Below are 26,375 nucleotides of genomic sequence, written 5' to 3' on the forward strand. Positions count from 1 at the left end.
TTCGTAAAATATTGCTCTACGCCAATTATACCTTTGGCTGGCAAGATTTCTCGGTGGAAATCAAACGTCGTTTGCTTGCGGTCCGCGTGGATTGCGGCGTGCGCGCAACACGAAGCGCGCCGGATCGAGCGCATCGACCAGGGTCGTCTCCAGCGGCAGCGGCTCGCCCTCGATCTGGGCCGCCAGCAATTCGGCGCCCAGGCCGGCCCAGATCAGGCCGCGCGAGGCATAGCCGAGCAGCGCGTACAGGCCGGGATGGCGCGGCACGTCGCGCAGGCGCTCGGTGCTGCCGGCGGCATCGAAATCGGGCAGGCGGCCGACCAGCGGCAGGCGGTCCGGCGCGATGCAGCGGAACCCGACGCGCCCCTGCAGCGGCGCACCCTCGGCCGCATGCGGGTCGGACAGCAAGCCGCGCAGGCGTTCCAGGTTTTCCTGGTGGCTGGCGGGCGACAGCGCCGGGTCCGGATCGAGGTCGTAGGTGGCGCCGGCGCTGCAGATGCCATCCGCCGCGGGTGTCAGGTAGGCTTCGCGGCACAGTACCACCGGCAGCGCCGGCAGCATCCCGGCCGGCACGTGGCTGACCTGGCCGCGTAGCGCGCTCAGGGGCAGGCGTGCCGCCTGCGGGATGCGCGCTGCACCGGCGCCATTCGCCAGGATCAGGTTCGGCGCGTGGGCGACCAGCTCGCCCCTGGCGTCCCTGACTTCCCACTGGCCGCCGACCCGCTCGACCGTGACGCTGCCGACGCCGAAACGCTGCTCGACGCGCCGTCCGCATGCGGCCAGCAGCGCATCGCAGACGCTGCCGGGCCGCGCCCAGCCGCCCTGGCGGAACAGCCAGCCGCCATCCGGCGCCGGCAGCCCGAGCAGCGCCTCGGCCTGGGGCTGCTCCAGCCACTCGGCGAATTCGGCAGGATAAGCTGCCTCGGCCGCGATGGCGCGCTGGACCGCGGCATGCTCGGCATCGCGCGCCAGCTGCAGCACGCCGCAGGCCTGGCCCTCGATCGCCGTGCCGACGCCGCCGAGCTTGGCCCAGTGACGCAGCGCGAACAGGTAGGCGGCGCGGGTCAGGCGCGTCGGGATATTGTCGTCGCGCGACAGCAGCGGCATGAAGATGCCGGCGCGGTTGCCGGACGCTTCCATCGCCGGCCGCGCATGGCGCTCGACCAAGGTCACCTGCCAGCCACGCGCGCACAGGCGCTCGCAGGCGGCGCTACCGGCAATGCCGGCCCCGAGCACGATCGCGCGCCGCTCCGGCACCGGCGGCGCGGGCGGCCGCGGCTTGCGGCTGGCGAAGCGCGCGCAGCGCACATCGGGGCCGGTCTTGGCGTCGACGGCGTCGAACACGAAGCCCTGCCCTTCCAGCGCGGCGATCTGCGCTGCGGTGAGTCCTTGTGCGACCAGGCGCGCATCGCCCGTCGCCAGCCGCGCCACCGAACGCGCGAAGCCTTCGCCGGCGTCTTCCAGGCCGCGCAGGCGGAACAGGTCGACGCGCGCCGCGAGCTGGGCCAGCGCCGTGTCGATGGGCGCACGCATTGGCACACTCAGCAGGTCGACCGTCAAACCCGGCTCGGCCTGCGGCATGCGGTGCATACCGGGCATCAGGTGCCCGCACAAGGCGATCACGTGCAGGTGCGGCGAGCGCTGCGGATCGGTGCGCCACACGTCGATCAGGACCTTCAGGCGCTCTTCGTCGTGGGCCGCATCGAGGACGGTACAGCGCTCGCGGCCATGCCATACGCTGCGGTAATCCATGCTCACCTCGTCAACGCCGCTGGCGGCAGAAGCAGGCGCGATCATGGTCGTCGACCATCCCGATCCCCTGCATGTAGGCATACACGATGGTCGAGCCGACGAACTTGAACCCGCGTTTCGCCAGGTCCTTCGACAGGCGGTCGGACAGCTCGGTCCTGGCCGGACGATCGCCGTCCGGCCAGTCGTTCACGACCGGCGCGTGGCCGACCCAGGACCACAGGTAACGGTCGAGGCTCAGGCCTTCCTCGCGCAGGCGCAGGTAGGCGCGCGCATTGTTGATCGCGGCCGCCACCTTCAGGCGGTTGCGCACGATGCCGGGGTTGGCCAGCAGTTCGGCCACCTTGGCGTCATCGTAGCCGGCGATTTTTGCCGCATCCCAGCCGTCGAAGGCGGCGCGGTAGTTGTCGCGCTTGTTGAGGATGGTCTCCCACGACAGCCCCGCCTGCGCGCCTTCGAGGTTCAGCATCTCGAACAGCGTGGTCTCGTCGTGGCAGGGCACGCCCCACTCATTGTCGTGGTAGGCGAGGTAGCGTGGATTGGCCATGTTGGCCCAGGTGCAGCGGGTCGGGTTCATTGTGCAAGTATAAACCTCGGCTGCCATCCTGCGTCAGGCGGCGACGTCGACCCCGGCACGCCGCAGCAGCGCCTGGCTGCGTGGCGACAGGTGCGTCACCTGCAAGTGCTTGCCCGCCTTTTCGTAACGCTCGTACAAGCTTTCCATGGCGGCGATGGCCGAATGGTCCGCCATGTGCAGGTGGCGGCAGTCGAGGACGACCCGCGCCGGGTCGCTCGCCGGCGCGAACAGTTCCTGGAAGTGCGCCGCCGACGCGAAGAACAGGGTGCCGTGCGGGCGGTAGGTGCGCACGCCGGCTTCGTTGTCGTCGACCTCGGTACGCATCTCCAGCGCATGCTGCCAGGCGAAGCTGAGCGCGGCGATCACGATGCCGCACAGGACGGCGGTTGCCAGGTCGGTGAACACGGTGATGACGGTCACGGCGACGATGACGATCGCATCCTGCTTCGGCACCTTGCCGAGCACGCGCAGCGAACCCCAGGCAAAGGTTTCCTGGGCCACCACGAACATCACGCCGACCAGCGCCGCCAGCGGGATATGCGCGATCAGCGGCGACAGGAACAGCACGAACAGCAGGATCATCACGCCGGCCACCAGGCCGGACAGGCGCGAACGGCCGCCCGAGCTCAGGTTGATCATGGTCTGGCCGATCATGGCGCAGCCGCCCATGCCGCCGAACAGGCCGGCGGCGATGTTCGCGGCGCCGAGGGCGATGCATTCGCGGTTGGGCTGGCCGCGGGTGTTGGTGATGTCGTCGGTCAGGTTGAAGGTCAGCAGCGTCTCGAGCAGGCCGACCATTGCCATCAGCGAGGCGTACGGCAGGATGATGCGCAGCGTTTCCATCGTCAGCGGTACGGTCGGGATGTGCAGGGCCGGCAGGCCGCCGGCCATCTGCGCCAGGTCGCCCAGGGTCCGGGTCGGCAAGTGCAGGCCGTAGCCGAGCAGGCCGACGCCGAGGATGGCAACCAGCGCCGGCGGCACCGCCCTGGTAAGGCGCGGCAGCAGGTAGACGATGGCCATGGTGAGCGCGACCAGGCCGCACATGATCCACAGCGGCGTGCCCTGCAGCCACTGGTGGCCCTGCGGCGTGGCCTCGCGGAAGTGCTCCAGCTGCGCCATCGCGATGATGATCGCCAGGCCGTTGACGAAGCCGAGCATGACCGGATGCGGCACCATGCGGATCAACTTGCCGAGCCGGAGCAGGCCGAACGCCGCCATCAGGACACCGCCCAGGACCACCGTCGCCAGCAGGTACTGCACGCCGTGCTGGACGACCAGGGCGACGATCACCACCGCCATCGAGCCGGCCGCCCCGGAAATCATGCCGGGCCGGCCGCCGAAGATGGCGGTCAGCGCGCAGATGATGAAGGCGCCATACAGCCCCATCAGCGGATTGAGCTGGGCGACCAGGGCGAAGGCGATGCATTCGGGGACCAGCGCGAACGCGGTGGTGAGGCCGGCAAGGATATTTTTTTGTGGGTTCGAGAACCACTCTTCTCGAAAGGCGTTACTAATCATCGATGACAATCCGGAATCGGTACGTGCGGTGAATATTGAATGCGCACGCAAGCCGAAGCGATGCGCGCGCCCATGCCTGGGAACCTCCGCATTGGAAGCCGTGTTGAACGGTTGGGAGGTTCGCTTGTCGCTACATGGGTATGGGAAAGATGGGTAGAAATCCAGGGACCCGATCGAGTCCCTGATGCAGCCAGCATTATACAAGACGAGGCCAGGCCTGTCGGATCAAGGGTGGCCGCCGTCAATAATCGACCGGATAATCCTTCTTGAAGGGTTGCCCGGCAAACGCCTTCTTCTGCGTCCAGTCCTGTGCCGCGCTGGTCCAGTACGAATCCGTAGCCGGCAGCCCCAGCGCCAAAAAGCTATCGGATGCGATGTACATGCTGCCGTTATTCGAATACCAGTCCCCCAAAGTCGGCTGGTGCCCGACAAAGCCGATGGTCAGGTACCCATCCTTCGTAAAATTGCTCGGATCGCTCCACACCGCCCGGTGCACGGCCTGCAGCGCCGCCCGCACCTGCCCTTCCGGCAGGCTGGCCGGCAGCTGCTTGCGCCAGGCAAGCAGCGCCAGCGGCTGGAAGGCGGCGGTGCGGTAGGTCAGCGAGCGGCCGATCGGCGGGTAGGAACCGGTCGGCGAGATGAAGCGCTCCAGGTGCTCGGCATAGCGCTGCATCCGCTTCAGCGCCTGCGCGCGCAGTTCGGCCGGCTTGCCGTTCCAGAACGGCGCCTTGTGCTGCTCCAGCACTTCCAGGATCTCGAGCAGCATCGGCTGCATCACGAAGGCGCTGTAGTAATCGAAGTGGAAGGCTTCGCCATCCTTGATCCAGCCGTCGCCGACGTACCACTCGTTGATCTTGCGGATGGCGACGTTGGTGCGCATCGGGTCGGCCTCTTCGCCGATCGACAGCAGGAAGGCTTCGTTCATCGCCGCGAACAGCATCCAGTTGATGTAGGGCGGCTCGATGCGGCGCAGTCCCTTTATTTCGGCGACGATACGCGCCTTGGTGGTGGCGTCGAGCGGCTCCCACAAGGCTTTCGGGGCGCGCATCAGGGCGTTGGTGAAGTAGGCCGAATCGACCAGCGCCTGGCCGTGGCCGCGCCAGGCCAGGTAGTCGGGGCTGGCCGGGTCGACCGAGTGCACGTAGCTCTGCAGCGCGGCCTGGCGCAGGCGCGCGCGGGTGCGGCCTTCGGGCGTGGCGTCGTCGGGCAGCGCCAGCCAGGGCGCGAGGCCGGCGATCAGGCGCCCGAAGCATTCGAGGTAGGCGACTTTCGGGTCGCGGCCGTCCCAGGTCGGACTGAGTTCGAGCGCGAAGTTCTTGTGCAGTTCGCCGCGTGCCATGTTGGTCAGCACCGGGTCGGCCATCTTTTGCAGCAGGCCGACCAGGTAGGCGCGGTCGTTGCCGGGTGCGGATGCGGCCGGGGTGGCTGCAGCAGCATCCACGATGGCGGCACCGGCCGTGGCCAGGCTGCCGGCCATCAGCGATCCCATGAAGTGTCGTCGTTTCATCCAGTCTCCTGTTATTAGTTGCCCGTCACCAGCCGCTCGCCCACGTAGGCGCGGTAATGCCGGATGCGGCCGGTCACGTCGTCCTTGCCCTGGCGCGGCGTGTAGCGCAGGCCGGCCACCTCGACGCTCTTGCCGAGGTCGATCACGATGCGGTGCGGGTGTTTCGCACTTCCCGTGCTGTAGGCCGTGTGCCAGTAATCGCTGTTCTGGCCGTTGATCGCATTCAGCGCGCCGCCGTCTTCCTTGTTCGCTTCCTCGCTGCTCACGTAGGCGATGGTCCAGCCGGATTGCTCGATGGTCTTGCCGTCGGTGCCCAGCAGCGCCAGCTCGGCCACCGCCGCATATTGTTTACCGTCGAAGGCGTCCAGCGACTCCAGGCAGAACTGGCGGCCGCGTACCGGCGCTGCGAAGCGCACATCCTGGGTGCCGGAACCGGGTGCGAATTCGGCGTCAATGACCGGCTTCACCCCGTCCAGCTGCAGCGCCGCCGTGCTGGGCGGACGCGGCAGGTCGCGCTCGCGGTGCAGCTGGTCGAGGATCGGCTCGGCGAGGCCGGCAATGCGCGCCTCGCGCGGGCCGGTCAGGTCCAGCACCACGACCTCGTTGCGGCCGCGCCGCAGCCACGGCCCCGGCAGGTACATGGTCTGGGTCGGACCGATGCTCCAGTAGCGGCCGAGGCAGCGGCCGTTGATCCAGACGATACCCTGGCCCCAGCCCGACATGTCGAGGAAGGTATCGGCCGTGCGCGCCACCTCGAAAGCGCCACGCCAGAACGCGGCGCCTCTGGACCGGCCGCGCTTGAACGACAGCGCCGGCAGCACGCCATCGGCATCGAAGTCGATCGCGCGGATCTCCCAGTTCTCGACTTGCTGCGCAGCACCATCGGCGGTACGGAACACCACCGGCCCGTGCAGCCCCTTGCGGTCGTGCACCTCGATCCCGAAGTTCACGCGCGCGATCGTGTACAGCAGGATGTCGACGACCGCCGGTTTGCTGCGCGCCGGGATGTCGACCTTGAAGCGGCGGTATCGCGTGTCCATGGTGCCGGCCGGCTTGCCATCGACCTCGACCCAGGCCAGGTCGCGCACCCTGGCCGCTTCCAGCACGCCCGCCGGCCCCGCCGGCAGGGTCACGCGGTAGGCCACCAGGCCGCGGCTGATGTCGTACTGCTCGATCGGGCGTGGCGACACGTCCTTGATGGCGCGCGCCGGCAGGCTGGCCGCCACCGGTACCGATTCCCCCAGCGCAAACGGTGGAATGGTCATCACCGCCATGCGCGGCGGCGGCGCCGGCAGCGTCTCCCCGGGCGCCAGGAAGGGCGTCATCGCCTTGCGGTAGGCGTCGAACTTGTCGCCGATCCAGCCGGCTTCGCCGATCGGGGCATCGTAGTCGTAGCTGGTGGTGTCGGGCCGGAACGGGCGGTCGCAGCCGCCCCACAGGCCGAAGGTGGTGCCGCCGTGCGCCATGTACAGGCTGAACGAGCCGTTCGCCTTCAGCATGGCGGCGATGTCGGCGACTGCCCCTTCGACGCCGCCGCGGCGGTGCGGCGCGCCCCAGGTGTCGAACCAGCCCGAGTAGTATTCGCCGCACATCAGCGGCCCTTTCTGCAGCGCCGTCAATGCCTTGAAGCCGCTGGCCGGGTCGGTGCCGAAGTTCGCCACCGAGAACAGTTCCGGGATATGGGTCTTGGCCACCGCATTCGTCGGATTGCACTGGAACAGCGGCACGTCGAAGCCGGCAGAAAGCGTGGCCTGGCGCAGCACGCGCATGTAATCCAGGTCGTTGCCGAAGAAGCCGTACTCGTTCTCGACCTGCACCATCAGGATAGCCCCGCCGTGCGTCACCTGCTGCGCGCCCAGCACGCGTCCGACTTCGCCCAGCCAGCGCCGTGCCGGCTGCATGAAGGCGTCGCTGCGGGTGCGCAGGAAGGCATCGCCGGGCTGCTTCAGCAGCCACCACGGCAGGCCGCCCATCTCCCATTCGGCGCAGGCATACGGGCCGGGACGCAGGATCACCCACAGGCCTTCCTGCTGCGCGAGGCGGCAGAATTCGGCGGCGTCGCGCTGGCCGGTCCAGTCGTATTTTCCTTCGCGCCACTCGTGGTAATTCCAGAACAGGTAGGCGCACACGGTATTCAGGCCCATCGCCTTGATCAGCTTCAGGCGGTGCTGCCAGTACTCGCGCGGCACGCGGGCGAAGTGCATTTCGCCGCAGCGGATCTGCAGCGGCTTGCCGTCGAGGAGGAAGTCCTTGTCGCCGATGGTGAAGCGGTGAGAACTTGCGGCCAGCACGGTCGCACTCATCGGCAGCAGCGCGGAACCCGTTACTGAAGCAACTACGGCTGCGGCACCCCGCAGCAAGCGGCGGCGTGGAAAATCTGTCGTCATCTAATATATATCCGCTTATTGTGGGACCAGGCGCGCCATCTCGGACGCGGCCAGCAGGAAGGCGCCGACACCGAAGGGGGCGGTCGAATCCTGGTTGACCACCTGGCCGGGAATCGCGCGCTCGCCGATCGGCTGGACGTAGCCGACCTTGCCGTCGGCCTGCAGCGCGACCTCGCTCAGGAAGCGCCAGCCGCGCAGCGCCACCGGCATGTAGTCCGCCTTGTCGAGGTAGCCGTTGTTGATACCCCAGGCATAAGCATAGGTGAAGAAGGCGGTGCCGCTGCTTTCCGGCCCCGGCGCCTGGGCCGGATCGAGCAGGCTGCGGGTCCAGTAGCCGTCCGCCTGCTGCAGCGGCTTCAAGGCGGCCGCCATGCGCTTGAAACGCTCGACGAACAGCGACCGTGCCGGATCGTCGGCAGGCAGGTCGGCCAGCACCTTGGCCAGTCCGGCGAACACCCAGCCGTCGCCGCGCGCCCAGAAGTCCCTGCCGCCGTTGGCCGCCTTGTGTTTCGGGTAGATGTACTTGGCGTCGCGGTAGTACAGGCCGGCCTCCGCGTCGTACATCAGCTTGTCCGCATACGCGAAGTACTCGCGCAGCTTGTCGAGGTAGCGGCGGTCGCCGGTGGCCTTGTACAGCTTGGTCATCACCGGCATCACCATGTACAGGCCGTCGGCCCACCACCAGTAATCGCTGTTGGCCGTGCTCATTTCGTATTCCATCACCTCGCGCGCGCGGGCGATGCGGCGCGGGTCCTTGCGGCCGTCGAATTCGTACAGGTCGATATAGTTCTGGAAGCAGACCTGCCAGTCGCCGAACAGCACGTGCTCGGGCGTTTCGCCGTAGGTGTATTTCCAGGCCGACTTGTCGTCGGAAGCGGCGCCGCGCCAGCGGTTGTGCTCTGCCCAGGCGGTGGAATAGGCGCGGTAGGCTTCGTTGCGGGTCAGCGCGTAGGCCGCCATGTTGCCGGTGTGGTAGGCGGCCACGTCCCAGAACGGCCATTGCTCGGGTTTGTTGTTGCGCTGCCAGTAGCCGTTGGCGCGGGCCAGCGCGGCCAGCACCTGGGCGCGCGAGACCGGGGCGGTGGACAAGGCCAGGGCGCCGCCGCTGGCGGCAAGGGCGATGCCGGCCACGGCGAGTTTCAGGGTGAGTCGTCTCGTCATTTGCGTGAAATCCTTATCGTTGAGGCGGCTGCCACTGCAGCACGCGTACCGTGGAAGGCGGCACGCTGGCCACGCCTTCGCCGTCGACCTGCCGCACCGGCTGGACGAACAGGTGCAGCACGCCCTGGCGCCGCCATAATTCGCTGTCGTAGGTCGGTTCCCAGGCGCCGACCGCCGCACTGTCCAGGTCGGCGACGCTCCAGCGCGGATGGGTAAAACTGGCCACGCGCGCCACCGACACCCGTTCGCCGCGCTCGGCATCGCGGAATACCAGCAGCCCGCCCGGATCGGCGCCGGTCTGGTCGACCAGGATCTGCGGCCGCGCGACCGGGATCGCCTTGGTGCCCATGCCGCTCAGGGAAAACGGCGTATGGCGGAAATCCAGGTCGAGCCGGCGCCAGGCGGTGCCGGTGTGATGCAGCACGCGGTACTGCGGCACCCGGCTATCCGGGTCGCGCCAGTAGCTGGCGATGTAGGGATGGCCGGCACCGTCCGCCGCCATCGAGGTCTGGTTGATCAATTCGCTGTTCTGCGGAATGCGCGCCGCATAGTTTGCGCTGGCGGCGGTGATCGGCAAGGCGTAGGGTTTGCCGTCGGCGTCTTCCCAGCTGGCGCCGCCGTCGCGCGAGCGGGCATAGGCCATGTCGTGGTTGCTGGCCACGTCCGGCGTCTCGCGCCATACCCAGGACACGTGAATCGTGCCCTGCGCATCGACGCAAGCCTGCCAGTAGGCGTTGCGGCGCCCTTCCCCGCTGATCAGGTTGTCGGCGACGCGGCGCCAGCCGCCCGCGCCGTCATACCTGTTCAGCACCAGGTTGCCGCGCCCCGAGCCGCCGTCGCGGTACAGGAACAGCAGGCCGCCATCCGGCAGGCGGAAGAATTCCGGGTACGACACCGATTGCTCGTCGCGCCCGACCATCTTCGCCTCACGCAGGTCCAGGCTGCCCGGCGCCACGCCGCGGACATAGTGCAGGCCGTTGTTGTGGTGGTCCCAGGCCATGTGCAGCACGCCGGCGCCGTCCACCATGATGCTGATCGCATTGTGGGCATCCGTCAGGCTGCCGCGATAGCCGGTGCGCTGCAAGGTCCATGCATCGCTGCCGAGCCGGCGCTTGCCCAGCACGACGTGGCCGTCCGCATCGTACCAGGCGATGTACTGGAATTTGCCGTCGCTCACCAACGCGTTCTTGCGGAACACCGCCACGTTGACCGAATTGCCGGCCCAGCCCTGCCCTACCTCGCTGAACGTGACCGGCGACTGTGCGGCGCAACCACCCAGCAGGCAGGCGGCTGCCACTGCGATACAAGCCCCCCGCATCACAGCTTGCCGCGGATGCCGATCTTGATCGTGCGCCCGTCGTACTTCGCATAGTCCATGCGGGTGCGCTTGCCCTCGCCGTAGCGGCCGGTCGCATCCTCGAAGTAATCGTAGGCCAGCGTGTTGGTGATGTTCAGGGCGTCGAGGCGCAGCTCCAGGTTCTCGGTCAGCTTGTAGCTGATCGTGCCGTCCAGGTAGCCGCGCGGACCGCGCCAGCGGATCAGGTCATCGCCGTTGTTCTTCGGATTGTCGCCGTGCAGCGACTTGCCCTTGTAGTTGTACGAGAGGCGCATCGCCAGCGGTCCGCGCTCGTAGTAGCTGGTGAAACTGTAGGCGTACTTCGGCACCGAGTTGACTTCGATTTCCTTGCCCGCATTGGTGATCCACTTCATGCTGTTGAAGGGATCGATGTGGGTGTAGCTGGCCAGCGCGCCGAAGCCCTTGAAGGGATCGGGCAGGAAGGTGAAGTCCTGTTGGTAAGACAGCTCGTAGCCCTTCAGGGTCTGCTTGCCGGCGTTGGTGTAGGTGCGCAGCGTCATCGGCAGGTTCGGGTCGACGCGGCCGTTGGCATCCTGGAAGATCGCGCCGAGCGCGGTGTCGGGCAAGCCGAGGGCGCCGAAGGTGGTCTGGGTCGTGGTCGACACGGTGGCGTCGGTCAGCTCCTTGCGGAACAGCGCCGCCGACAGCAGGCTGCCCGGCTTGAAGTACCACTCCAGGCTCGAATCCAGGTTCTTCGACTGCTGCGGCTTCAGGTTCGGGTTGCCCGAGGTCGCGCTGTTGTCGAACATGTTCGGAATGACTGTCTGGGCCGCGATGATCGACAGCGAGGCGCGGCTGATGGTCTTGCCGTAGGAAGCGCGCCAGATCAGGGTATCGGTCAGGTCGTAGGCCGCGCTCACCGCCGGCAGCAGGTTCTTGTACTTGCCCTTGGCGTGGTTCGGCTCGTAGACGGCGCCGTTCTTCTGGAAGTTGTCGATATCGAGCTCGGTCTGCGACCAGCGTACGCCGGCATTCAGGCGCAGCTCGCGCGCCAGCACCTCGCCCTTGAAGTCGGACTGGATGAAGCCGGTCGATACCTTCTCGGCCGCGGTGAAGCTCTGCGCCGGGGTGAAGGCGGCGCCGGTGTTGTAGGCCAGCGGATCATAGGTACCGAAGGCATAGCCGCGCGTAAAGGTCCCGAACTGGTGCGGCCAGCCGGCGCCCATGTCGAGGTTCGAGATCGGCAGCGTCGACACCATGCTGCCGCGCACGCTGGCATCGCCCAGCCCCACCATCTTCGCCTTCATGGCGGCGCTGCCGTTGCGCTTTTCGACGCCCTTGCTGGTATCGACGTAGACCAGGCCTGTCTTGAGGTGGCCGGTCCAGCCGGCGAACAGGTCGTAGTCGTAGTCCAGCACCAGGCGCGCCTGGCGGCCTTTGTCCGTTTCGCGGGTCCAGCCGGTGGTGACGTCGAAGCCGCTGAAGTTGGCCGGATTGGTGTAGTCGATGTTCGAGGACATCGACGGGTAGACGTGGTCGTCACCGTAGTCGATGGTGGAATTGACGCCGAAGATCTGGCCCGACAGCGTGTCCGAATAGCTGGTGGCGTCGCTGTTGTTGGCGCTCAGCTGGCCGGTCACCACCATGCCGGGACGCGCCGCCCAGCGCCCGTTCAGCGCCAGGTAGCCGAACTTGGTTTTATCTTCGCCATAGGTCACGCCGCTGCTGTACGAGGTGTTGCCAAAGGTACCGGTCAGCAGGTTCGAGGCCGGGTCGATGTGCACGTCGAGCGGCACGAAGCCGCTGTGGCCGGACTGGCCGGCGGGCGCGTTGCGGTTGGTGGTCTTGCTGTTGCGGATCAGGATGCCGTAGTACAGCTCGTCGCGGCTGTTCTTCAGCTGCGAGGCCAGGCCGTCCAGGCTGAGGTTCAGGTTGCCTTCCTTGAACTGCAGCGAGGTCACCAGGCCGTCGCGGGTGCGCCGGTTCTGCGAGCCGTAGAAGCGGTAGATGCGCGGCAGAAAGGCATTGTCGATCTGGTCGCGGGTATAGCCGGACAGGTTGGCGCGCGGGTCGTCATAGTCGAGGGTGTAGGCGAAGTTGCCCTTCACCGGACTCATGCTGCCGTTGCGCGAGCTGTTGTAGCCGCCGGTGGCTTCGAAGCCGGAGCGGTTGTTGACCGCCTTGGAATGCGCTACGCCGGCCAGGAAGCCCCACGAGCCCCAGGTGTTCGAATACAGCGCGAAGCCGGCCGGGTCGGCTTTTTCCGAGCTGGTGTTGTAGGCGCCGGTCAGCGCATAGCGCAAGGTGCGCTTCGGGCTGTCGAACGGGCGCGGAGTCTGCAAATCGACCACGCCGCCCATGCCGCCTTCGCTGAGTTCCGCCAGGGGAGACTTGTAGAAGTCGACCCTGCCAAATAATTCGGACGCGAACACGTCGTAGTTGAAGCCGCGCGCGGCGCTGCCGATGGTGCTGGTGGACGTGGTGTTGACCGGCGCGCCGTTCAGCGTGGTCACGGAATACTCGGTCGGCAGGCCGCGGATCGAGATGCGCTGGCCCTCGCCCGAGCTGTCGTCGCGGTTCAGGATCACGCCCGGCACCCGCTGCAGCGATTCGGCCACGTTCGATTCCGGGAACTTGCCGATGTCCTCGGCCACGATCGAATCGCGCACGCCGATCGCCTGCTGCTTCAGGTTCAGCGCTTTTTGTAGGCTGGAGCGAAAGCCCGAGATGACCACCGTGTTCGACACGGGTGCGCTGCTGCTGGCGGTATCGCCGGTGGCGACCGGATTGGCGGCGCCGTCCTGCGGCGCGGCCTCGGGACCCGCCGTCGGCGCCACCGTGGGCGCTTCTGCCGGGGTTGGGGAAGTTTGCGCCAGCGCCGGATTGCCATACGCGGCGGCCATGGCCAGCGGCAGCACCGTGGCCAGGATCTTCTTTCTCATCTTGTCTCCTCTGCGGCATCGATGTGCCTGCTTGTTATGGGGGAATGAAGCCTGTGAAGCCGGGCTGGCCTGCCATGTACCAGACTGTGCGCAACCGTATGGTTACGTTACCACCTGTTGTGTATTGACTCAACAAGGTTGCCATAGCTATCGTGTTGATATGTAAGCACCTGATTTGTATGAAAAATGCGCGATTTTTGCTGAAAAGGATGTGGTATCGTAACCACAATTCGGTTCGGAAACGCCGAAAGTCATGCCCGGATCGGGTCGAACCGCCGCAAATACTCAACAAGATGATCGTTTATATAGACCCATGCGCAAAGCCAGCAAACTGAGTGAAGTCGCGCGGCTGGCCGGCGTCTCGCCGATCACCGCGTCGCGCGCCATCCGCGGCACCGGTTACGTGTCGAGCGAGGCGCGCGAGCGCATCATGGCCGCCGCCGCCCAGCTGAACTACACGCCGGACATGCTGGCGCGCCGCATGCGCGGCGATAAAAGCAAGTTGATCGGCGTCTTCCTGAACAACTACGGTCCGGTCGTGCTGCACGAACTGGTGCGCCACATCGGCGAGCAGGCGCGCAAACTCGATTACGACCTGTTGCTGTTCAACGCCGACCGCTTCGACAGTCCCGAGCGCATGGTCACCTGCGGCACGCTGGCCAAGCTGTGCGATGGCCTGCTGCTGGTGATGCCGACCGCCGGCGACGGCTTCCTCGACCTGGCCGCGCGCCAGCAGCTGTCCTGCGCCCTGGTCTGCTTCGACGCCGGGCAGCTGGCGCTGCCGACGCTGGTGCTGGAAAACCGCGCCGGCGCGCGCGCCGCGGTCGAGCACTTGCTCGGCCTCGGCCACCGCCGCATCGGCTTCATCGCCGGCTCGTCGCGTACCGGCCAGAGCCTCGAGCGCGAACGCGGCTACGCCGATGCCCTGGCGGCCGCCGGCATCGCCTTCGATCCGGCGCTGGTACGCGAGGGCGGCTTCAACCAGCCGGGCGGCTTCGCGGCCGCCGGCCAGCTGCTCGACCTGGCCCAGCCGCCCAGCGCCATCTTCGCCGCCAACGACGAGATGGCCTTCGGCGCCATTGACACCATCGCCAGCCGTGGGCTGAAAGTGCCGGGCGACGTCTCCGTGGTCGGCTTCGACGACATCCCGACCGCGAGCTACGTGTTCCCGCGCCTGACCACGATGCGGCCGCCCTACGAGGCGCTGGCCGCGCGCGCCGTGCGCGAAGTGGTCGACCTGATCGAAGGCGGGGTGCCGGCCGCGGCGCGCATCCCCTTCGCCACCGAGCTGGTGGTGCGCGATTCGACCGCACCGGCGCGAGCCTGACGCCATTCATGGCGACCGACACGCGCTTCCGCGCCGGCACGCTCCACTACGGGGTGTGGGGCTTGCTGGCGCTGGTGGGCTGGCTGCTGGTCGGCGAACTCGGCATCGCCGTGCGCGAACGCTGGGCCCAGCCGATCGGGCTGGTCGTGCTGCGCAACGTCGGCGCCTCGGACACCAGTATCGCGCTGCTGCTGTCGACCGTCCCCGCCGTCATCAGCCTGCTGCTGGTGCCGGCCATCGGGCTGCGCTCGGACCGTTGCCGCAGCCGGTGGGGACGGCGCCGTCCGTATCTATTGGTGAGCGCGCCGCTGGGCGCCGGCGCGATGCTGTGCGTGGCCGCCGCGCCCACGCTGGCGGCATGGAGCCACGCGCTGCTGGGCACGCGGTCGCCCGGCCTGCGCGCGCTCGACCTCGCCTTCTTCTGCCTGTTCTGGACCGTGTTCGAAGCGGCCGCCATGACCACCGTTGCCCTGTTCAACGGCCTGGTCAACGATGTCGTGCCGCACGGCCTGCTGGGCCGCCTGTATGCGGTGCTGCGCATCGCCGGCCTGGGCGTGGCGATCTTTTTCAACATGTCGCTGTTCGCGCTGGCCGATACCCGGCTGTTCGAACTGCTGTTGACGATCGCGCTGGTGTTCGGGTTGTCGATCCCGCTGATGTGCCTGATGGTGCACGAAGGCGCCTATCCTGCGCCGACTCCGGCGCCGGCACCGGCGCCCCGTGCATCGGCACACACCCAGCTGCTGCAATGCTGCACCCAGCGCCGCCACCTGTGGGCCTTCGGCGCCTTCATGCTGGCCGCCGTCACTTTCAGCCCCTTCAACACCTTCTCGCAGAACTATGCGCTGGGCCTGGGCCTGTCCAAGGCGGAACTCGGCACGCTGACCGCCACCGGCTACGCCGTCTCGATCGCCAGCGCCTTCGGCATCGGCTGGCTGGCCGACCGTTTCGGCGCGGTGCGGGTGGCAACCGTGATGATGGCGCTGTACAGCCTGATCGCGCTGGGCGGCTGCCTGCTGGTGCGCGACGGCGCCGCCTTCCGCGGCTTTTATCTGGCCCACGTGGTGATGTCGGGCGCCTACTTCACGGCGGCGGCGGCGATGCCGATGGACGTGTTCCCGCGCGCCGAATTCGTGCGCTACAACGCCAGCAAGGACATCATGGTCGCGCTGGCGAACATCCTGGTCGGCACCAGCCTCGGGCCGCTGCTCGACCTGTCCGGCCACGACTACCGACTGACGCTGGCCAGCGCCGCGCTGTTCTCCTTATTATGCCTCGGGTGCCTGGGACGCTTGCTGGTGCGTGCGCCCGTCGCGGCCACGGAACCCGCCTGCACCCTGCCCTGATTCGGCCGAGCGCTCAGGCGCAGCCGGGCACCAGCAGGATCGGCACGCTGTTCCAGGACACCGCCACCAGCGACAGCGCCGCGAACATGAAGGCCGCCCATTGCCACAGGCCGGCCCTGGCGGGACGCGCCAGCACGCCACGCGCGCGCCACACCAGCCATGCCAGCACCGCAAGCGCAAGGACGGTGGCGATGCCCATGAGGGTGCGGTCCGGCCCGCCCTCGCGCATGGCGGCCGGCGTGCACTGGGCCGCCGCCAGCCCGTAGCAGAAGGCGAAGTGCAGCAGCCACACCAGCAGCGGCAGGATGGCGCCCAGCAGGCGGCGGAAGAAGTGTTCGTTGGCGCGATGTACGGTCATGTTCACGCTCACTCCATCAGCAGCGGCACCACGCGCACCGCCGACATCCAGGCAATGCCCTGCAGCGTCGTGTAGTGCCAGACCAGCGCGATGTTGTCGAGGGTGGCGCGGCTGCGCGCCGTCAGGTGGCCGCGCCAGCCGCGCAGCGCCAGGTAGGGCGCCATGATCGCCAGCAGCACGATGTGCAGGCCCTGGTAGGACGCCAGCGCGGCGACCGCCGCGGCCCAGGCGCTCTCGCTCGGCGCCAGGTCGGCCGCGCGCAGGCCGTACACGTCGACGCCGAAGGCCGCCAGTGCGCAGGCCAGCGCCGCCAGCACCATCCAGGGCAGGCGGCGCCGGCCGAGCGCGCGCGTGGCCAGCCACACCAGCAGCGAGCCGGCCGCCAGCAGGGCTGCCGACAGCCAGGCCAGCTCCACCGGGGGCAGCGAACTGCCGGGCGGCGGGCACACCTGCAGGCGCATCGACACGTGAAGGTAGGCAAAGGCGAACGAGGCGAAGATGCTGGCGTCGACCACCAGCATGATGATCGTGGCCCACCACGAATGCGAGGCGGTGCCGCGCGCGCCCACCGGCAGCACGATGCCGCCGCCGGCGTCCGCGGCCGTCTCGGGCACGCCGCGGTCGGATTGCCACAGCCAGGCGATGGTGCCGACCACCGCCATGATGCCGCACAGCGTGGCCAGCAGGTTCAGCTTCATGGTCAGCAGCAGGAAGAAGCCGGCGGTGCCGGCCGCGGCAATCAGCGGCAGCCAGCTGTCGCCGGGCAGCACCAGCAGGTAGCGCGGTTCGGCGCCGACCGGGCTGGTGGCGATGGTCTCGCGGTGGCCGGTGGCGGTCTGCGGCAGGTAGTAAGCACCCTCGTCCACGTCGCGCGACAGGGTCGGCTGGTCCCACAGCGGATTGGCCGACACCACGCGCGGGATGCTGCGGTTGCCGTAATCCTCGGACGTCAGCCATTCCAGCGTCGACGCGTTCCACGGATTGCCGACCGGCTGGGTGCGGCGCTTCAGGGTGCGCACGACGTCGAACGCGAACAGCACCACGCCCGCCGCGAAGGCGAAGGCGCCGACCGTCGACAGCATGTTCAAGCCGTTCCAGCCGAGGTCCGGCGCATAGGTATAGACCCGGCGCGGCATGCCCAGCAGGCCGGTGATGTGCATCGGGAAGAAGGCGACATTGAAACCGCCGAACATCAGCCAGAACACCCACTTGGCCCATGCTTCGGACAAGCGGTTGCCATTGATCAGCGGTATCCAGTAATACATGGCCGCGAACACCGGGAACACCATGCCGCCGATCAGGACGTAGTGGAAGTGGGCGACGATGAAATAGGTGTCGTGCACCTGCCAGTCGAACGGGATCACCGCCACCATCACGCCGGTCAGGCCGCCCAGCACGAAGATGAACATGAAGCCGAGCAGGAACAGCGTCGGCGCGCCGCGCTGGACCTTGCCCTTCCACAGCGTGCAGATCCAGGCAAACACCTGGATCGCGGTCGGCACCGCCACCGCCATGCTGGCGGCCGAGACGAAACTCATCTCCAGCACGCCCAGGCCCGCCGTGAACATGTGGTGCGCCCACAGCCCGAAGCTGAACACGCCGACGCCGACCAGGGCGGCGATCACGGCGCGCCGGCCGACCAGCGAGGTGCCGGCGATGGTCGGGATCATGGTCGACACCATGCCGGCCGCCGGCAGGAAGATGATGTAGACCTCGGGGTGGCCGAAGAACCAGAACAGGTGCTGCCACAGCAGCGGGTCGCCGCCGCGCTCGGGAATGAAGAAGGGCCAGTCGAAGGCGCGCTCCATCTCCAGCAGCGCGGTGCCGGCGATCACCGCCGGGAAGGCGAACACGATCATCACGGCCACCACCAGCATGGCCCAGGCGTACACCGGCATGCGGCCCAGCGTCATCCCGGGTGCGCGCGTAAACAGGATGCCGATGATCAGTTCGATCGCGCCGGCGATCGCCGAGATCTCGATGAAGCCGATCCCCAGCAGCCAGAAATCGGCGTTCAGCCCCGGCGAATACTTGGTGCCGGTGAGCGGCGGGTACATGAACCAGCCGCCGTCCGGGGCCAGGCCGACGAACAGGGTGCAGAAGAAGGCCAGCCCGCCGATCGCATAGGCCCAGTAGGCATACGCGGACAGGCGCGGGAACGGCAGGTCGCGCGCGCCCAGCATGTTCGGCAGCAGGTAGACCGCGAGCGCTTCCACCACCGGAATCGCGAACAGGAACATCATCACCGTGCCGTGCATGGTGAACACCTGGTTGTAGGTGCCGGCGCTGAGGAAGCTATTCTCGGGCACCGCCAGCTGGGTGCGGATCAGCAGGCCCAGGATCCCGGCCAGCACGAAGAACAGCAGCGTGGTGCCGATGTACAGCAGACCGATGTTGGTGTTGTTGACGGACGAGAAGAAGCGCCAGCCGCTCGGCGTGCGCCAGACGGCTTCCAGGCGTTCGCGTTCGCCCTCGGGACGCGGGACTGGATTGGGCAACTGGGTGGGCAAGCGGGTGTTCATTTCAAGGCCTCGAGATAAGCGGCCAGCGCGCGCAGCGATTCCGCGTCGATGCCGGGCGAGCCCGGCATCAGCACGCCCGGCTTGGCACGCTGCGGATCGGCGACCCAGCCGGCCAGCGTGTCCTGGCGCTTATTGGTGTGGATAGGCAGCGTGCCGGCGCCGATGTAGGCGCGGCTGCCGACGTGGGTCAGGTCGGGGCCCAGGTTGTTGTCCTCGGCGACGCCGCGGATCGTGTGGCAGGCCTGGCAGCGCTGGTCGAAGAAGGCGGCGCGGCCGCGCTGGAGGAAAGCGTCGGTGGGCTGCACCGCGGGCCGGGCCTGGGCCGCCAGCCAGGCATCGAATTCGGCCTGCGGATGCGCCACCACGTGCAGCGCCATGCGCGCATGCTGGATGCCGCAGTATTCGGCGCACTGGCCGCGGTAGATGCCCGGCTTGTCGGCGCGCAGGGTCAGGCCGGTGACGCGGCCGGGAATCATGTCGCGCTTGCCGGCCAGCGCCGGGATCCACAGGCTGTGGATGACGTCGGCCGCGTTCAGGCCGAGGTAGACGTTCTGCCCGACCGGGATGTGGATTTCGTTGGCGGCGGCGATCTCGCGCCCGCTGGCCGGATGGCGGTAGCGCACTTCCCACCACCACATCTTGCCGGTGACCGAGATCGCCAGCGCGCCGTTCGAGGTCTGCGGACGCAGCTGCGCGCTGCGCCAGGTACTCCAGCCCAGCAGCAGGCTGAGGACGATCACCGGGAAGGCGACGCCGGCGCCGACGATCCAGACGGCCGGCCGCAGCGGACGCGCGTGATGGCGCAGGCTCATTGCCAGCAACAGCATCACGGCCGCGAAGATCAGCGTGCCGGCGATGGTCATGCCCCAGGTGAGTTCGCCGATGACCGCGGCGTCGCTGCCGCCGTGGTGCAAAACGGATTGCAGCGGCGCGTCCGCCGCACTGCCCTGCCCCGCCCTCACCGCAGTGTGTACAGGTAAGCCGCCATGTGGCGCGCCTCCTGCTCGGTCAGGCCCATCGACGGCATGCGGGTGCCGGGTTTCAGCGCGGGCGGGTCCAGCAGCCACGCCACCATGCGGTCCGGCTGGTTGGGGATGCCGCCGGCGATATAGCTCAGGCGCCCGACCTTTTCCAGCGAGGGTCCGGCATCGCCATTCGGTCCCGGCACCTGGGGAATGACATGGCAAGTGGTGCACTGGTACTGGGTCATCAGGCGCTTGCCGGTGTCGGCGTCGCCGCCGCGCACGTGGCGGGTGTCGGTCTGCCCGCTGCAACCGGCCAGGCCGATGCCGACGAAGGCAAGCGCGGCCAGCGCCGGCGCGGCAGGGTATCGGGAGACGGAAGGTGTTAGATGGCTGGGCACGGTTGAATTCACAATGTTGCAATGACTTCTATAATACAGGACGTATTTATATCTTTTTTACACGATACTTTTTGACAATATTTTGATGGCCGAGGCATCCACCCGTTTGATCGTCAAGACCGCCGTGCTGACCCTGCTGGTTGCGGGCGCCCTGAGCGCGGCCGCCGGCCTGGTCGTCTGGCGCGCCGGCTGGTACAACATCGGCGCCACCACGTCCCACCTCGGCATCGTCTACAAGGGGCTGGAACAGGCGATGCGCTACTCGGTGCAGCATCACGCGCGCAAGGTGACGGTGCCGGCGCTGGGCGCGGCCGACGTCGCGCGCGGCGCCATCGTGTATCGCGACAATTGCGCCCAGTGCCATGGCGGTCCCGGCGTCGCCCCGAATATCCATGGCCTGAGCATGCAGCCGGCGCCCGGTCCGCTGGTCGATGCCGCGATGCGCTGGCAATCGCGCGAGCTGTACTGGATCACGCGCCACGGCGTCAAGATGAGCGGCATGCCGGCCTGGGAATTCCGCCTGAGCGACGCCGACACCTGGGCGGTGGTCGCCTTCATGAACCGGATGCCGGCGATGACCGTGGCCGATTACAAGACCCTGACAGCGATGGCGCCTGCCCAGGACCAGGCGCAGGCACGCGACCCGGCCAAAGGAGAAGCACGATGAAGGCGCCGCGCCCCCTGGCGGCGGCCATGCTGGCCGCATCGGCCTGCCTGCTGGCCGGCTGCGGCAGCGATCCCAAGCCGCCGCCGGGCGTGGTCGGCGACCCCGGCCTGGGCAAGCTGGCGCTGACCCAGTATGCCTGCCAGTCCTGCCACAAGATCCCCGGCGTGGTCGGTTCCGACACCTTCGTCGGCCGTCCGCTCGAAGGCCTGGGCAAGCGCCCCTTCATTGCCGGCAACCTGCTCAACAACCAGGCCAACCTGATGCACTGGATCCGCGACCCGCAGGCGATCGATCCGACCACCGCGATGCCGAACCTGGGCGTGAGCGAAAAGGATGCGCGCGACATCAGCGCCTATCTGCTGACGCTGGACTGATCCGCGCAAGGATCAGCACTAGAAAACGGCAACGTAAACGACAGCAGGCAGCACCCGGTCGCTCACCGGGTGCTGCCTTTCCCTTTACAACTGATGAACCGGCCCGGGGCTTATTTGCCCGAGGTGGTACCCGACTTGGTGGACGCCATCTGCTGGGCGGCCTTCAGGTGCTGCTCGACCACCGGCATGTGCTGGTCGGCCAGCGCTTTCACGTCCGGATCCTTGATCTTCTTGGCGTCGCTCATCAGCTTGGCGTGGACTTCCTTGTGGTCCTTGACGCCGGCATTGGCCATGTAGGCCTTGTCGAAGTCGGCACCGCTCATTTTTTCCAGCTTCGCCGCCATGGCCTTGTGCTTGGCATCCAGCTCGGTTGGCAGGGTCACGCCGCGGGCCTGGGCCAGCGCCTGCACCTTGGCCAGGGCCTGGCCGTGGTCGTCGACCATTTGCTGGCCGAAGGCTTTCACTTCGGCGCTCTGGGCCTTGCTGACGGCCATCTTGCCGCCTTCGACCTCGGCCATGTCGGCCATCGCCATGTCCTTCACGGCCTTCTGGTCGGCCGCGCTCAGCTTGGCGCCGGTTGCGGCGGTGCTGCCGCCGGCGGCGGTCTGGCCGGCAGCAGCCGTCGAACCGCTCTGCATGGCGCCGTTGTTGACGCTACCTGCGCTGTGGGTCATGCCGGACGCGGTATTGCGCGATTCCATGCCGGTGCTGTTGGTGTTGTCCATTGCGCCATCCTTGCTGACCTTGCCGGCCTGGTTCGGATTGGTGCTGGTGGTGGCGGTCTGCGCCTGGACGCCGAAGGCGCTGAACATGGCGGCGACTGCCGACACAGCCAGCAGCCCTTTCAAGGTTTTGTTCTTTTGCATTTTGCTCTCCTGGTTCTATGGATATGAAAGTTGGCGTTTGGCGACTACGTGTCTCTATGCCACTCGCAAGCACGTGTTCGAGTGACAACGGCCATGGCAGAGTGTAGTGCGGGGTGTTTCTACACAGCGCACGTTAGCCGGTAGGCAACTTTATATATGCAATAAATGCACAAGACGCAAAAAAGCGGCCTCGAGGGCCGCTCCGGGATGCCGTAGAACCGGGCTCAGCGGAAGCTGAGCGTGGCGCTCAGGTCGCCCGGCCCGCGCGCACCGCGTGCCGCAAAGGCGGCGTCGCGCGCCGCCAGGCTGTCCAGCAGCGGCAGGCCGTGCAGGCGCGTAATGAAACGCATGATCGAAGTCGTGTCGTAGAAATTGTGGTCGACCGCGCCCTTCCTGGCGAACGGCGAGACCACGATCGCCGGGATGCGCGAGCCCGGACCCCAGCGGTCGCCTTTCGGCGGCGCCACGTGGTCCCACCAGCCGCCGTTCTCGTCGAAGGTGATCACCACCACCATGTCCTGCCATTGCGGCGACTTTTTCAGGTGCTCGATCACGTTGGCGACGTGGGCGTCGCCCGACTCGATGTCGGAATAGCCGGCGTGCAGGTTGAGGTTGCCCTGCGGCTTGTAGAAGGTGACGGCCGGCAGCTTGCCGGCGATGGCGTCGGCGATGAACTTGTTCGAGATCGGGCTGTCGCCCAGGCCGCCGTCGCGCAGGTGCTCGGCACGCGCGGCGGTGCCCGGTGCGAACTGCTTGAAGTAATTGAAGGGCTGGTGGTGGAACTGGAAGTTCGGGCGCGTGCCTTCGCCGCGGCCGTCCAGCGCCGCCTGGAAGCCGCCGCCATACCAGGCCCAGCTGACGCCCTGGCGCGACAGCAGGTCGCCGATGGTGTCGTAGCCTTGCGGCGGCAGCACCGACGGATCCTGCGGATCGGCGCTGGCGGCATCGCCACCCGGCGCCGGATGCACCCAGCTCGGCTGGTAAGGCGGCGCCATGGTGTTGACCGCGTAGCCATCCGGCGTGATGGCGCCGTTGTTGACGAATTTCGGCTTGCCGCCAAGCGCCGACTTCGGCGAATCCGGCGCCAGCGCCAGGCGCATGCCCTGCGGACCGTCTTCCAGCACCGCGATCTTGCGCTTGGCCGGGGTGTCCTTGGCGTTGAAGTATTCCGGCACGCGGCCGCTGATCAGGAACTGGTGGTTCAGGTAGGAACCGCCGAAGGCCGCCATGAAGAAGTTGTCGCAAAGCGTGTACTCGCTGGCGATCTGCCACAGGCCCAGGTTCTTGCGCGTCTCGCCGTAATGGCCCATCACCAGAGCGCCGCTGTCGCCCCAGGCCACGAAGCCGTCGTTCTTGCCGCCGTTGATCTGCATCTGGTTGTGATAGAAGGCGTGCACCAGGTCGCGCGTGACCAGGCCTTCCGGTAGCGGCTTGCCAGCACCGTCCATCAGCTTGAACGGCGCATTCGGCAGGTGCTGGATGTCGTCTTCCTTGATCAGGTAATCCTTGCCGCCGATGTTCTGGCGTGCCGGCACCATGCCGCCCCAGATTTTCGGCAGTTCGCCCAGGACCGTCCCGTCGCGGTCGCGCTGCGCCGTGGCCGCCGCCGGCACCGCGGACAGCGGCTGGGCCAGGCCCGGGAAGTCGGCGAACAGGTTGTTGAAGCTGCGGTTTTCCAGGTAGATCACGACCACGTTCTTGACGTGCGCCTTGAGCTTGGCGTCCAGCGAGCCCGCCGCCGGCTTGCGTGCCTTGGCGGCCGGCGCGGCTGCCTGGGTGGCCGGCAGCTGGGTGCCGAGGCCGACCGCGGCAGCGGCCTGGAAGATGCGGCGGCGTGCCGGGCTGGCCGGCTGGTCGGCCTGCCTGGCCGGGTCTTGGTCGTGATCTTGCACGGAATGGCTCCTGAAGACGGCGTGCGTCGCCGCAAAGGAATGATTATCGGTGCATTTTGCCGTAAGGAACAAGTAGCAGCGGCAGGCGTTGCCGATCGAGCATGACGGGCGGGGCTTGTATTTACATGCGACCTTTACTTCCATTTACCTGCGCCTTACATCGATTAACAGCTTGGCGCGCGAGAATGCCTGCATGGAAAAAGGAGCACGCATGACACCCACCCCGCATCGCACGTCCGCCGCCGTTGCCGCGGCTGTCGCCACCGTACTGGCCTGCACGCTGCCGGCACGGGCCGCCGAATCGATCCCTGCCCCGGCATCCGCTCCGGCCACGGCGCCGGCACCGGCGCCAGTTGCGACCGTGACCAGTTCCCTGCCCCTGCCGCAGGCGGAAATGGAAAAGCTGCTGGCCGCCTACGCCCTGATCAAGCGTAACTACGTCGGCCAGGCCGACGACAAAAAACTGTTCGACGGCGCCATCGCCGGCATGCTGGGCTCGCTCGACGCCCATTCCCAATACATGAGCAGCGATGACATGCGCGACCTCGACCGCGAGAATTCGGGCGAATACGTCGGCATCGGCATCGAGGTCCAGCTCGACCGCGACCGCATGCGCGTGGTATCCACCGGCGCCGACAGCCCCGCCGCCCGCGCCGGCATCCGTGCCGGCGACGTCATCGCCTCGATCGACGGCACTGCGCTGGCCGGCCTGTCCAGCAGCGAGGTCGGGCGGCGCATGCGCGGCGCGCCGGGCAGCGTGGTGACGGTGGGCCTGATGCAGGGCAGCGGCCGCGAAGGCAAGCCGCATACGCTGCGCATCACGCGCGCGGCGCTGCACGACGCCACCGTGAGCGCGCGCATGGCGGCGCCGGGGCTGGCCTGGATCCGCATCTCGGCATTCGGCGGCGCCACCGGGTCCGACCTGGCGGCGGCGCTGAAGAAGCTCGACGGCAAGGCGCCGCCACGCGGCCTGGTGCTCGACCTGCGCAACGACCCGGGCGGGCTGGTGCCGGCCGCGGTCGGCGTCGCCGGCGCCTTCCTGGCGCCGGGCAGCGTGGTCTTCAGCGCGCGCGGCAACGCGCCCGGCGCCAACGCCACCGTGACCGTCGACCCCCGCTACTACCGCGAGCAGGGCGAGGCCGACGTGCTGGACGGCCTGCCCGCCTGGACCCGCACCGTGCCGCTGACGGTGCTGGTCAACGGCGCCTCGGCCTCGGCCGCGGAACTGGTCGCCGGCGCGCTGCAGGACAACCACCGCGCCACCATCGTCGGCAGCCGCACCTTCGGCAAGGGCTCGATCCAGTCGGTGATCCCGCTGGGCGCGGACGACGGCATCAAGTTCACGGTGGCGCGCTACTTCACGCCCAAGGGCCACGAGATCCAGGCGCGCGGCGTGACGCCCGACGTCGTCGTGGCCCCGGCCGCCGGCGCGGACGACGAGCCGATGCTGCGCGAAGCCGACCTGGCCAACCACCTGCCGCCGGCGGATGGCGCGCAGGCGGTGGCAAGCGCCCGCGAACCGGTGGAGAGCACGCGCACTTTCGGCACGCGCGACGACAAGGCCCTCCAGGCGGCACTCGGCCTGCTTGCGCCGGCGCAGGCGCACGGACCGTCGCTGGCCGGACTGCTGCAGAAACTGGCGGCTGACCTGAAGCCCGGCGGCGCCGGCGGCGCCGGGATGCCCTGAGGCCGGCGTCACGCACACGTCACGGCGGCGTCAAACGGATGTCACATTCGGCCGTCACAATGGCCTCGTCTCCTGAAGGGGACACGGCGGCACGGCCGCCCTACCGGCGTCGGCGGTAGGAAAAGATACCGGCACCATATTCACGGCGTGTTGTGGCAGGATGGTGGTCTCAACCAGGAGACGATCTTGCACCCCAGCCTCAAGACCCTGCTCGACGAACTGGCCGCCTTCGGCGACGCCCACGACGCCGACGGCGCCAACCGCGCCACCCGCATGCTCAACATCACGCCGGACACCGGCGCCTTCCTGGCGCTGCTGGTGAAAGCCACGCAAGCCCGCCGCATCCTCGAAATCGGCACCTCGAACGGCTATTCGACGCTGTGGCTGGCCGATGCCGCCGGTGCCACCGGCGGCGCGGTGACCACGGTGGAGATGTCGCCCACGAAGATCGACCTGGCGCGCGCCAACTTCGCCCGCGCCGGACTCGCCGGCCGCATCGTCCAGCACGAAGGCGATGCCGGCGCGTTGCTGGCAACGCTGGACGACGCCGGCTTCGACCTGGTGTTCCTCGATTCGCAGCGCAGCGCCTATCTCGGCTGGTGGCCGCAGCTGAAACGGGTGCTGCGCGCCGGCGGCCTGCTGGTGGTCGACAATGCCACCTCGCATGCGCACGAGATGGCGGATTTCACGGCGGCGGTACAGGCCGATGGCGGGTTCAGCACCAGCCTGGTGCCGGTGGGTAAAGGGGAGTTTCTGGCGGTGAAGGCTTGACCCCTCGTGGGGGGGCCCGCCAAGGGAGGGCCCGCAAGAGGGGGGATGCACACCCGCGCGGCCG

The 26,375-nt window shown here is 67.8% G+C and carries 20 protein-coding genes; 6 read left to right on the forward strand and 14 right to left on the reverse strand.

All coding sequences use genetic code 11. From position 1 onward, the window contains the following. Window positions 1-60 precede the first annotated feature (60 nt). The 8 genes from mnmC1 to U1H99_RS25800 form a co-directional block, all read right to left on the reverse strand. Window positions 61-1,752 carry an FAD-dependent 5-carboxymethylaminomethyl-2-thiouridine(34) oxidoreductase MnmC1 gene (gene mnmC1 / locus U1H99_RS25765; RefSeq protein WP_323144530.1) on the reverse strand — a complete coding sequence of 564 codons (1,692 nt, stop codon included), beginning with the start codon at window positions 1,750-1,752 and terminating at the stop codon, window positions 61-63. Between the two features lie 10 nt (window positions 1,753-1,762). Next, entirely contained in the window at window positions 1,763-2,326 is a 564-nt protein-coding gene (locus U1H99_RS25770) for a DNA-3-methyladenine glycosylase I (RefSeq protein ID WP_323144531.1), read from the reverse strand. Window positions 2,327-2,359: 33 nt separating this feature from the next. After that, window positions 2,360-3,844, reverse strand: a complete 1,485-nt coding sequence (locus U1H99_RS25775) for a SulP family inorganic anion transporter (protein WP_323144532.1) — start codon at window positions 3,842-3,844, stop codon at window positions 2,360-2,362. A 241-nt stretch (window positions 3,845-4,085) separates the two neighbouring features. Further along, window positions 4,086-5,351, reverse strand: coding sequence for a DUF2264 domain-containing protein (locus U1H99_RS25780; RefSeq protein WP_323144533.1), 1,266 nt, complete (start codon window positions 5,349-5,351; stop codon window positions 4,086-4,088). 14 nt (window positions 5,352-5,365) lie between these two features. Continuing rightward, window positions 5,366-7,738 (reverse strand): beta-galactosidase, encoded by a 2,373-nt coding sequence (locus U1H99_RS25785; protein ID WP_323144534.1) that lies wholly within the window; start codon window positions 7,736-7,738, stop codon window positions 5,366-5,368. A 15-nt stretch (window positions 7,739-7,753) separates the two neighbouring features. Next, window positions 7,754-8,899: a glycoside hydrolase family 88/105 protein gene (locus tag U1H99_RS25790; protein WP_323144535.1), complete on the reverse strand. Its 1,146-nt coding sequence runs from the start codon at window positions 8,897-8,899 to the stop codon at window positions 7,754-7,756. 13 nt (window positions 8,900-8,912) lie between these two features. Further along, window positions 8,913-10,217 carry a BNR repeat-containing protein gene (locus U1H99_RS25795; protein ID WP_323144536.1) on the reverse strand — a complete coding sequence of 435 codons (1,305 nt, stop codon included), beginning with the start codon at window positions 10,215-10,217 and terminating at the stop codon, window positions 8,913-8,915. Then, window positions 10,217-13,138, reverse strand: coding sequence for a TonB-dependent receptor (locus tag U1H99_RS25800; protein ID WP_323144537.1), 2,922 nt, complete (start codon window positions 13,136-13,138; stop codon window positions 10,217-10,219). The genes U1H99_RS25795 and U1H99_RS25800 overlap by 1 nt, the downstream gene beginning before the upstream one ends. A 313-nt stretch (window positions 13,139-13,451) precedes the next feature. On the opposite strand from U1H99_RS25800, the gene U1H99_RS25805 reads away from it, so the two are divergent. Then, entirely contained in the window at window positions 13,452-14,465 is a 1,014-nt protein-coding gene (locus tag U1H99_RS25805; RefSeq protein WP_323144538.1) for a LacI family DNA-binding transcriptional regulator, read from the forward strand. A gap of 8 nt (window positions 14,466-14,473) precedes the next feature. Then, on the forward strand, window positions 14,474-15,811 hold the full coding sequence (locus tag U1H99_RS25810; RefSeq protein WP_323144539.1) for an MFS transporter: 1,338 nt from the start codon (window positions 14,474-14,476) through the stop codon (window positions 15,809-15,811). Between the two features lie 13 nt (window positions 15,812-15,824). On the opposite strand, the gene U1H99_RS25815 is transcribed toward U1H99_RS25810, so the two are convergent. Genes U1H99_RS25815 through U1H99_RS25830 form a run of 4 tightly spaced genes read right to left on the reverse strand, consistent with a single transcriptional unit; the run spans window position 15,825 to window position 20,054 of the window. Continuing rightward, the gene (locus U1H99_RS25815; protein WP_323144540.1) at window positions 15,825-16,169 is read right to left on the reverse strand and encodes a hypothetical protein; all 345 of its coding nucleotides are present in this window, start codon (window positions 16,167-16,169) and stop codon (window positions 15,825-15,827) included. A gap of 8 nt (window positions 16,170-16,177) precedes the next feature. Beyond that, window positions 16,178-18,691, reverse strand: a complete 2,514-nt coding sequence (ctaD, locus tag U1H99_RS25820; RefSeq protein ID WP_323144541.1) for a cytochrome c oxidase subunit I — start codon at window positions 18,689-18,691, stop codon at window positions 16,178-16,180. After that, window positions 18,688-19,653 (reverse strand): cytochrome c oxidase subunit II, encoded by a 966-nt coding sequence (locus tag U1H99_RS25825; RefSeq protein ID WP_323144542.1) that lies wholly within the window; start codon window positions 19,651-19,653, stop codon window positions 18,688-18,690. The genes ctaD and U1H99_RS25825 overlap by 4 nt, the downstream gene beginning before the upstream one ends. After that, window positions 19,650-20,054 (reverse strand): c-type cytochrome, encoded by a 405-nt coding sequence (locus U1H99_RS25830; RefSeq protein WP_323144543.1) that lies wholly within the window; start codon window positions 20,052-20,054, stop codon window positions 19,650-19,652. The genes U1H99_RS25825 and U1H99_RS25830 overlap by 4 nt, the downstream gene beginning before the upstream one ends. An 85-nt stretch (window positions 20,055-20,139) precedes the next feature. Here U1H99_RS25830 and U1H99_RS25835 point away from each other — a divergent pair, with 85 nt between their 5' ends. Beyond that, a complete protein-coding gene (locus tag U1H99_RS25835) occupies window positions 20,140-20,721 on the forward strand; it encodes a c-type cytochrome (RefSeq protein WP_323144544.1) in 582 nt (193 codons plus the stop codon). Continuing rightward, window positions 20,718-21,095 carry a c-type cytochrome gene (locus tag U1H99_RS25840; protein WP_323144545.1) on the forward strand — a complete coding sequence of 126 codons (378 nt, stop codon included), beginning with the start codon at window positions 20,718-20,720 and terminating at the stop codon, window positions 21,093-21,095. The genes U1H99_RS25835 and U1H99_RS25840 overlap by 4 nt, the downstream gene beginning before the upstream one ends. Before the next feature lie 110 nt (window positions 21,096-21,205). Here U1H99_RS25840 and U1H99_RS25845 read toward each other — a convergent pair whose 3' ends face one another. Beyond that, window positions 21,206-21,961, reverse strand: a complete 756-nt coding sequence (locus tag U1H99_RS25845; RefSeq protein WP_323144546.1) for a DUF4142 domain-containing protein — start codon at window positions 21,959-21,961, stop codon at window positions 21,206-21,208. A 224-nt stretch (window positions 21,962-22,185) separates the two neighbouring features. Further along, window positions 22,186-23,853 carry an acid phosphatase gene (locus U1H99_RS25850; RefSeq protein WP_323144547.1) on the reverse strand — a complete coding sequence of 556 codons (1,668 nt, stop codon included), beginning with the start codon at window positions 23,851-23,853 and terminating at the stop codon, window positions 22,186-22,188. Between the two features lie 211 nt (window positions 23,854-24,064). On the opposite strand from U1H99_RS25850, the gene U1H99_RS25855 reads away from it, so the two are divergent. Together U1H99_RS25855 and U1H99_RS25860 are read left to right on the forward strand one after the other, a co-directional pair. Beyond that, window positions 24,065-25,540 (forward strand): S41 family peptidase, encoded by a 1,476-nt coding sequence (locus U1H99_RS25855; protein WP_323144548.1) that lies wholly within the window; start codon window positions 24,065-24,067, stop codon window positions 25,538-25,540. Window positions 25,541-25,726: 186 nt separating this feature from the next. After that, complete coding sequence (locus tag U1H99_RS25860; RefSeq protein WP_323144549.1) at window positions 25,727-26,311, forward strand: O-methyltransferase; 585 nt, start codon at window positions 25,727-25,729, stop codon at window positions 26,309-26,311. Window positions 26,312-26,375 lie beyond the last annotated feature (64 nt).

The sequence above is a fragment of the Massilia phyllosphaerae genome (assembly GCF_034659755.1).
Classification (GTDB): Bacteria; Pseudomonadota; Gammaproteobacteria; order Burkholderiales; family Burkholderiaceae_D; genus Telluria; species Telluria phyllosphaerae.

Bases quoted from the DNA above. Each gene is read 5' to 3' on its own strand.
- mnmC1 (WP_323144530.1), bottom strand. From the start codon at position 1,752: ATGGATTACCGCAGCGTATGGCATGGCCGCGAGCGCTGTACCGTCCTC.
- U1H99_RS25770 (WP_323144531.1), bottom strand. From the start codon at position 2,326: ATGAACCCGACCCGCTGCACCTGGGCCAACATGGCCAATCCACGCTAC.
- U1H99_RS25775 (WP_323144532.1), bottom strand. From the start codon at position 3,844: ATGATTAGTAACGCCTTTCGAGAAGAGTGGTTCTCGAACCCACAAAAA.
- U1H99_RS25780 (WP_323144533.1), bottom strand. From the start codon at position 5,351: ATGAAACGACGACACTTCATGGGATCGCTGATGGCCGGCAGCCTGGCC.
- U1H99_RS25785 (WP_323144534.1), bottom strand. From the start codon at position 7,738: ATGACGACAGATTTTCCACGCCGCCGCTTGCTGCGGGGTGCCGCAGCC.
- U1H99_RS25790 (WP_323144535.1), bottom strand. From the start codon at position 8,899: ATGACGAGACGACTCACCCTGAAACTCGCCGTGGCCGGCATCGCCCTT.
- U1H99_RS25795 (WP_323144536.1), bottom strand. From the start codon at position 10,217: ATGCGGGGGGCTTGTATCGCAGTGGCAGCCGCCTGCCTGCTGGGTGGT.
- U1H99_RS25800 (WP_323144537.1), bottom strand. From the start codon at position 13,138: ATGAGAAAGAAGATCCTGGCCACGGTGCTGCCGCTGGCCATGGCCGCC.
- U1H99_RS25805 (WP_323144538.1), top strand. From the start codon at position 13,452: ATGCGCAAAGCCAGCAAACTGAGTGAAGTCGCGCGGCTGGCCGGCGTC.
- U1H99_RS25810 (WP_323144539.1), top strand. From the start codon at position 14,474: ATGGCGACCGACACGCGCTTCCGCGCCGGCACGCTCCACTACGGGGTG.
- U1H99_RS25815 (WP_323144540.1), bottom strand. From the start codon at position 16,169: ATGACCGTACATCGCGCCAACGAACACTTCTTCCGCCGCCTGCTGGGC.
- ctaD (WP_323144541.1), bottom strand. From the start codon at position 18,691: ATGAACACCCGCTTGCCCACCCAGTTGCCCAATCCAGTCCCGCGTCCC.
- U1H99_RS25835 (WP_323144544.1), top strand. From the start codon at position 20,140: ATGGCCGAGGCATCCACCCGTTTGATCGTCAAGACCGCCGTGCTGACC.
- U1H99_RS25840 (WP_323144545.1), top strand. From the start codon at position 20,718: ATGAAGGCGCCGCGCCCCCTGGCGGCGGCCATGCTGGCCGCATCGGCC.
- U1H99_RS25845 (WP_323144546.1), bottom strand. From the start codon at position 21,961: ATGCAAAAGAACAAAACCTTGAAAGGGCTGCTGGCTGTGTCGGCAGTC.
- U1H99_RS25855 (WP_323144548.1), top strand. From the start codon at position 24,065: ATGACACCCACCCCGCATCGCACGTCCGCCGCCGTTGCCGCGGCTGTC.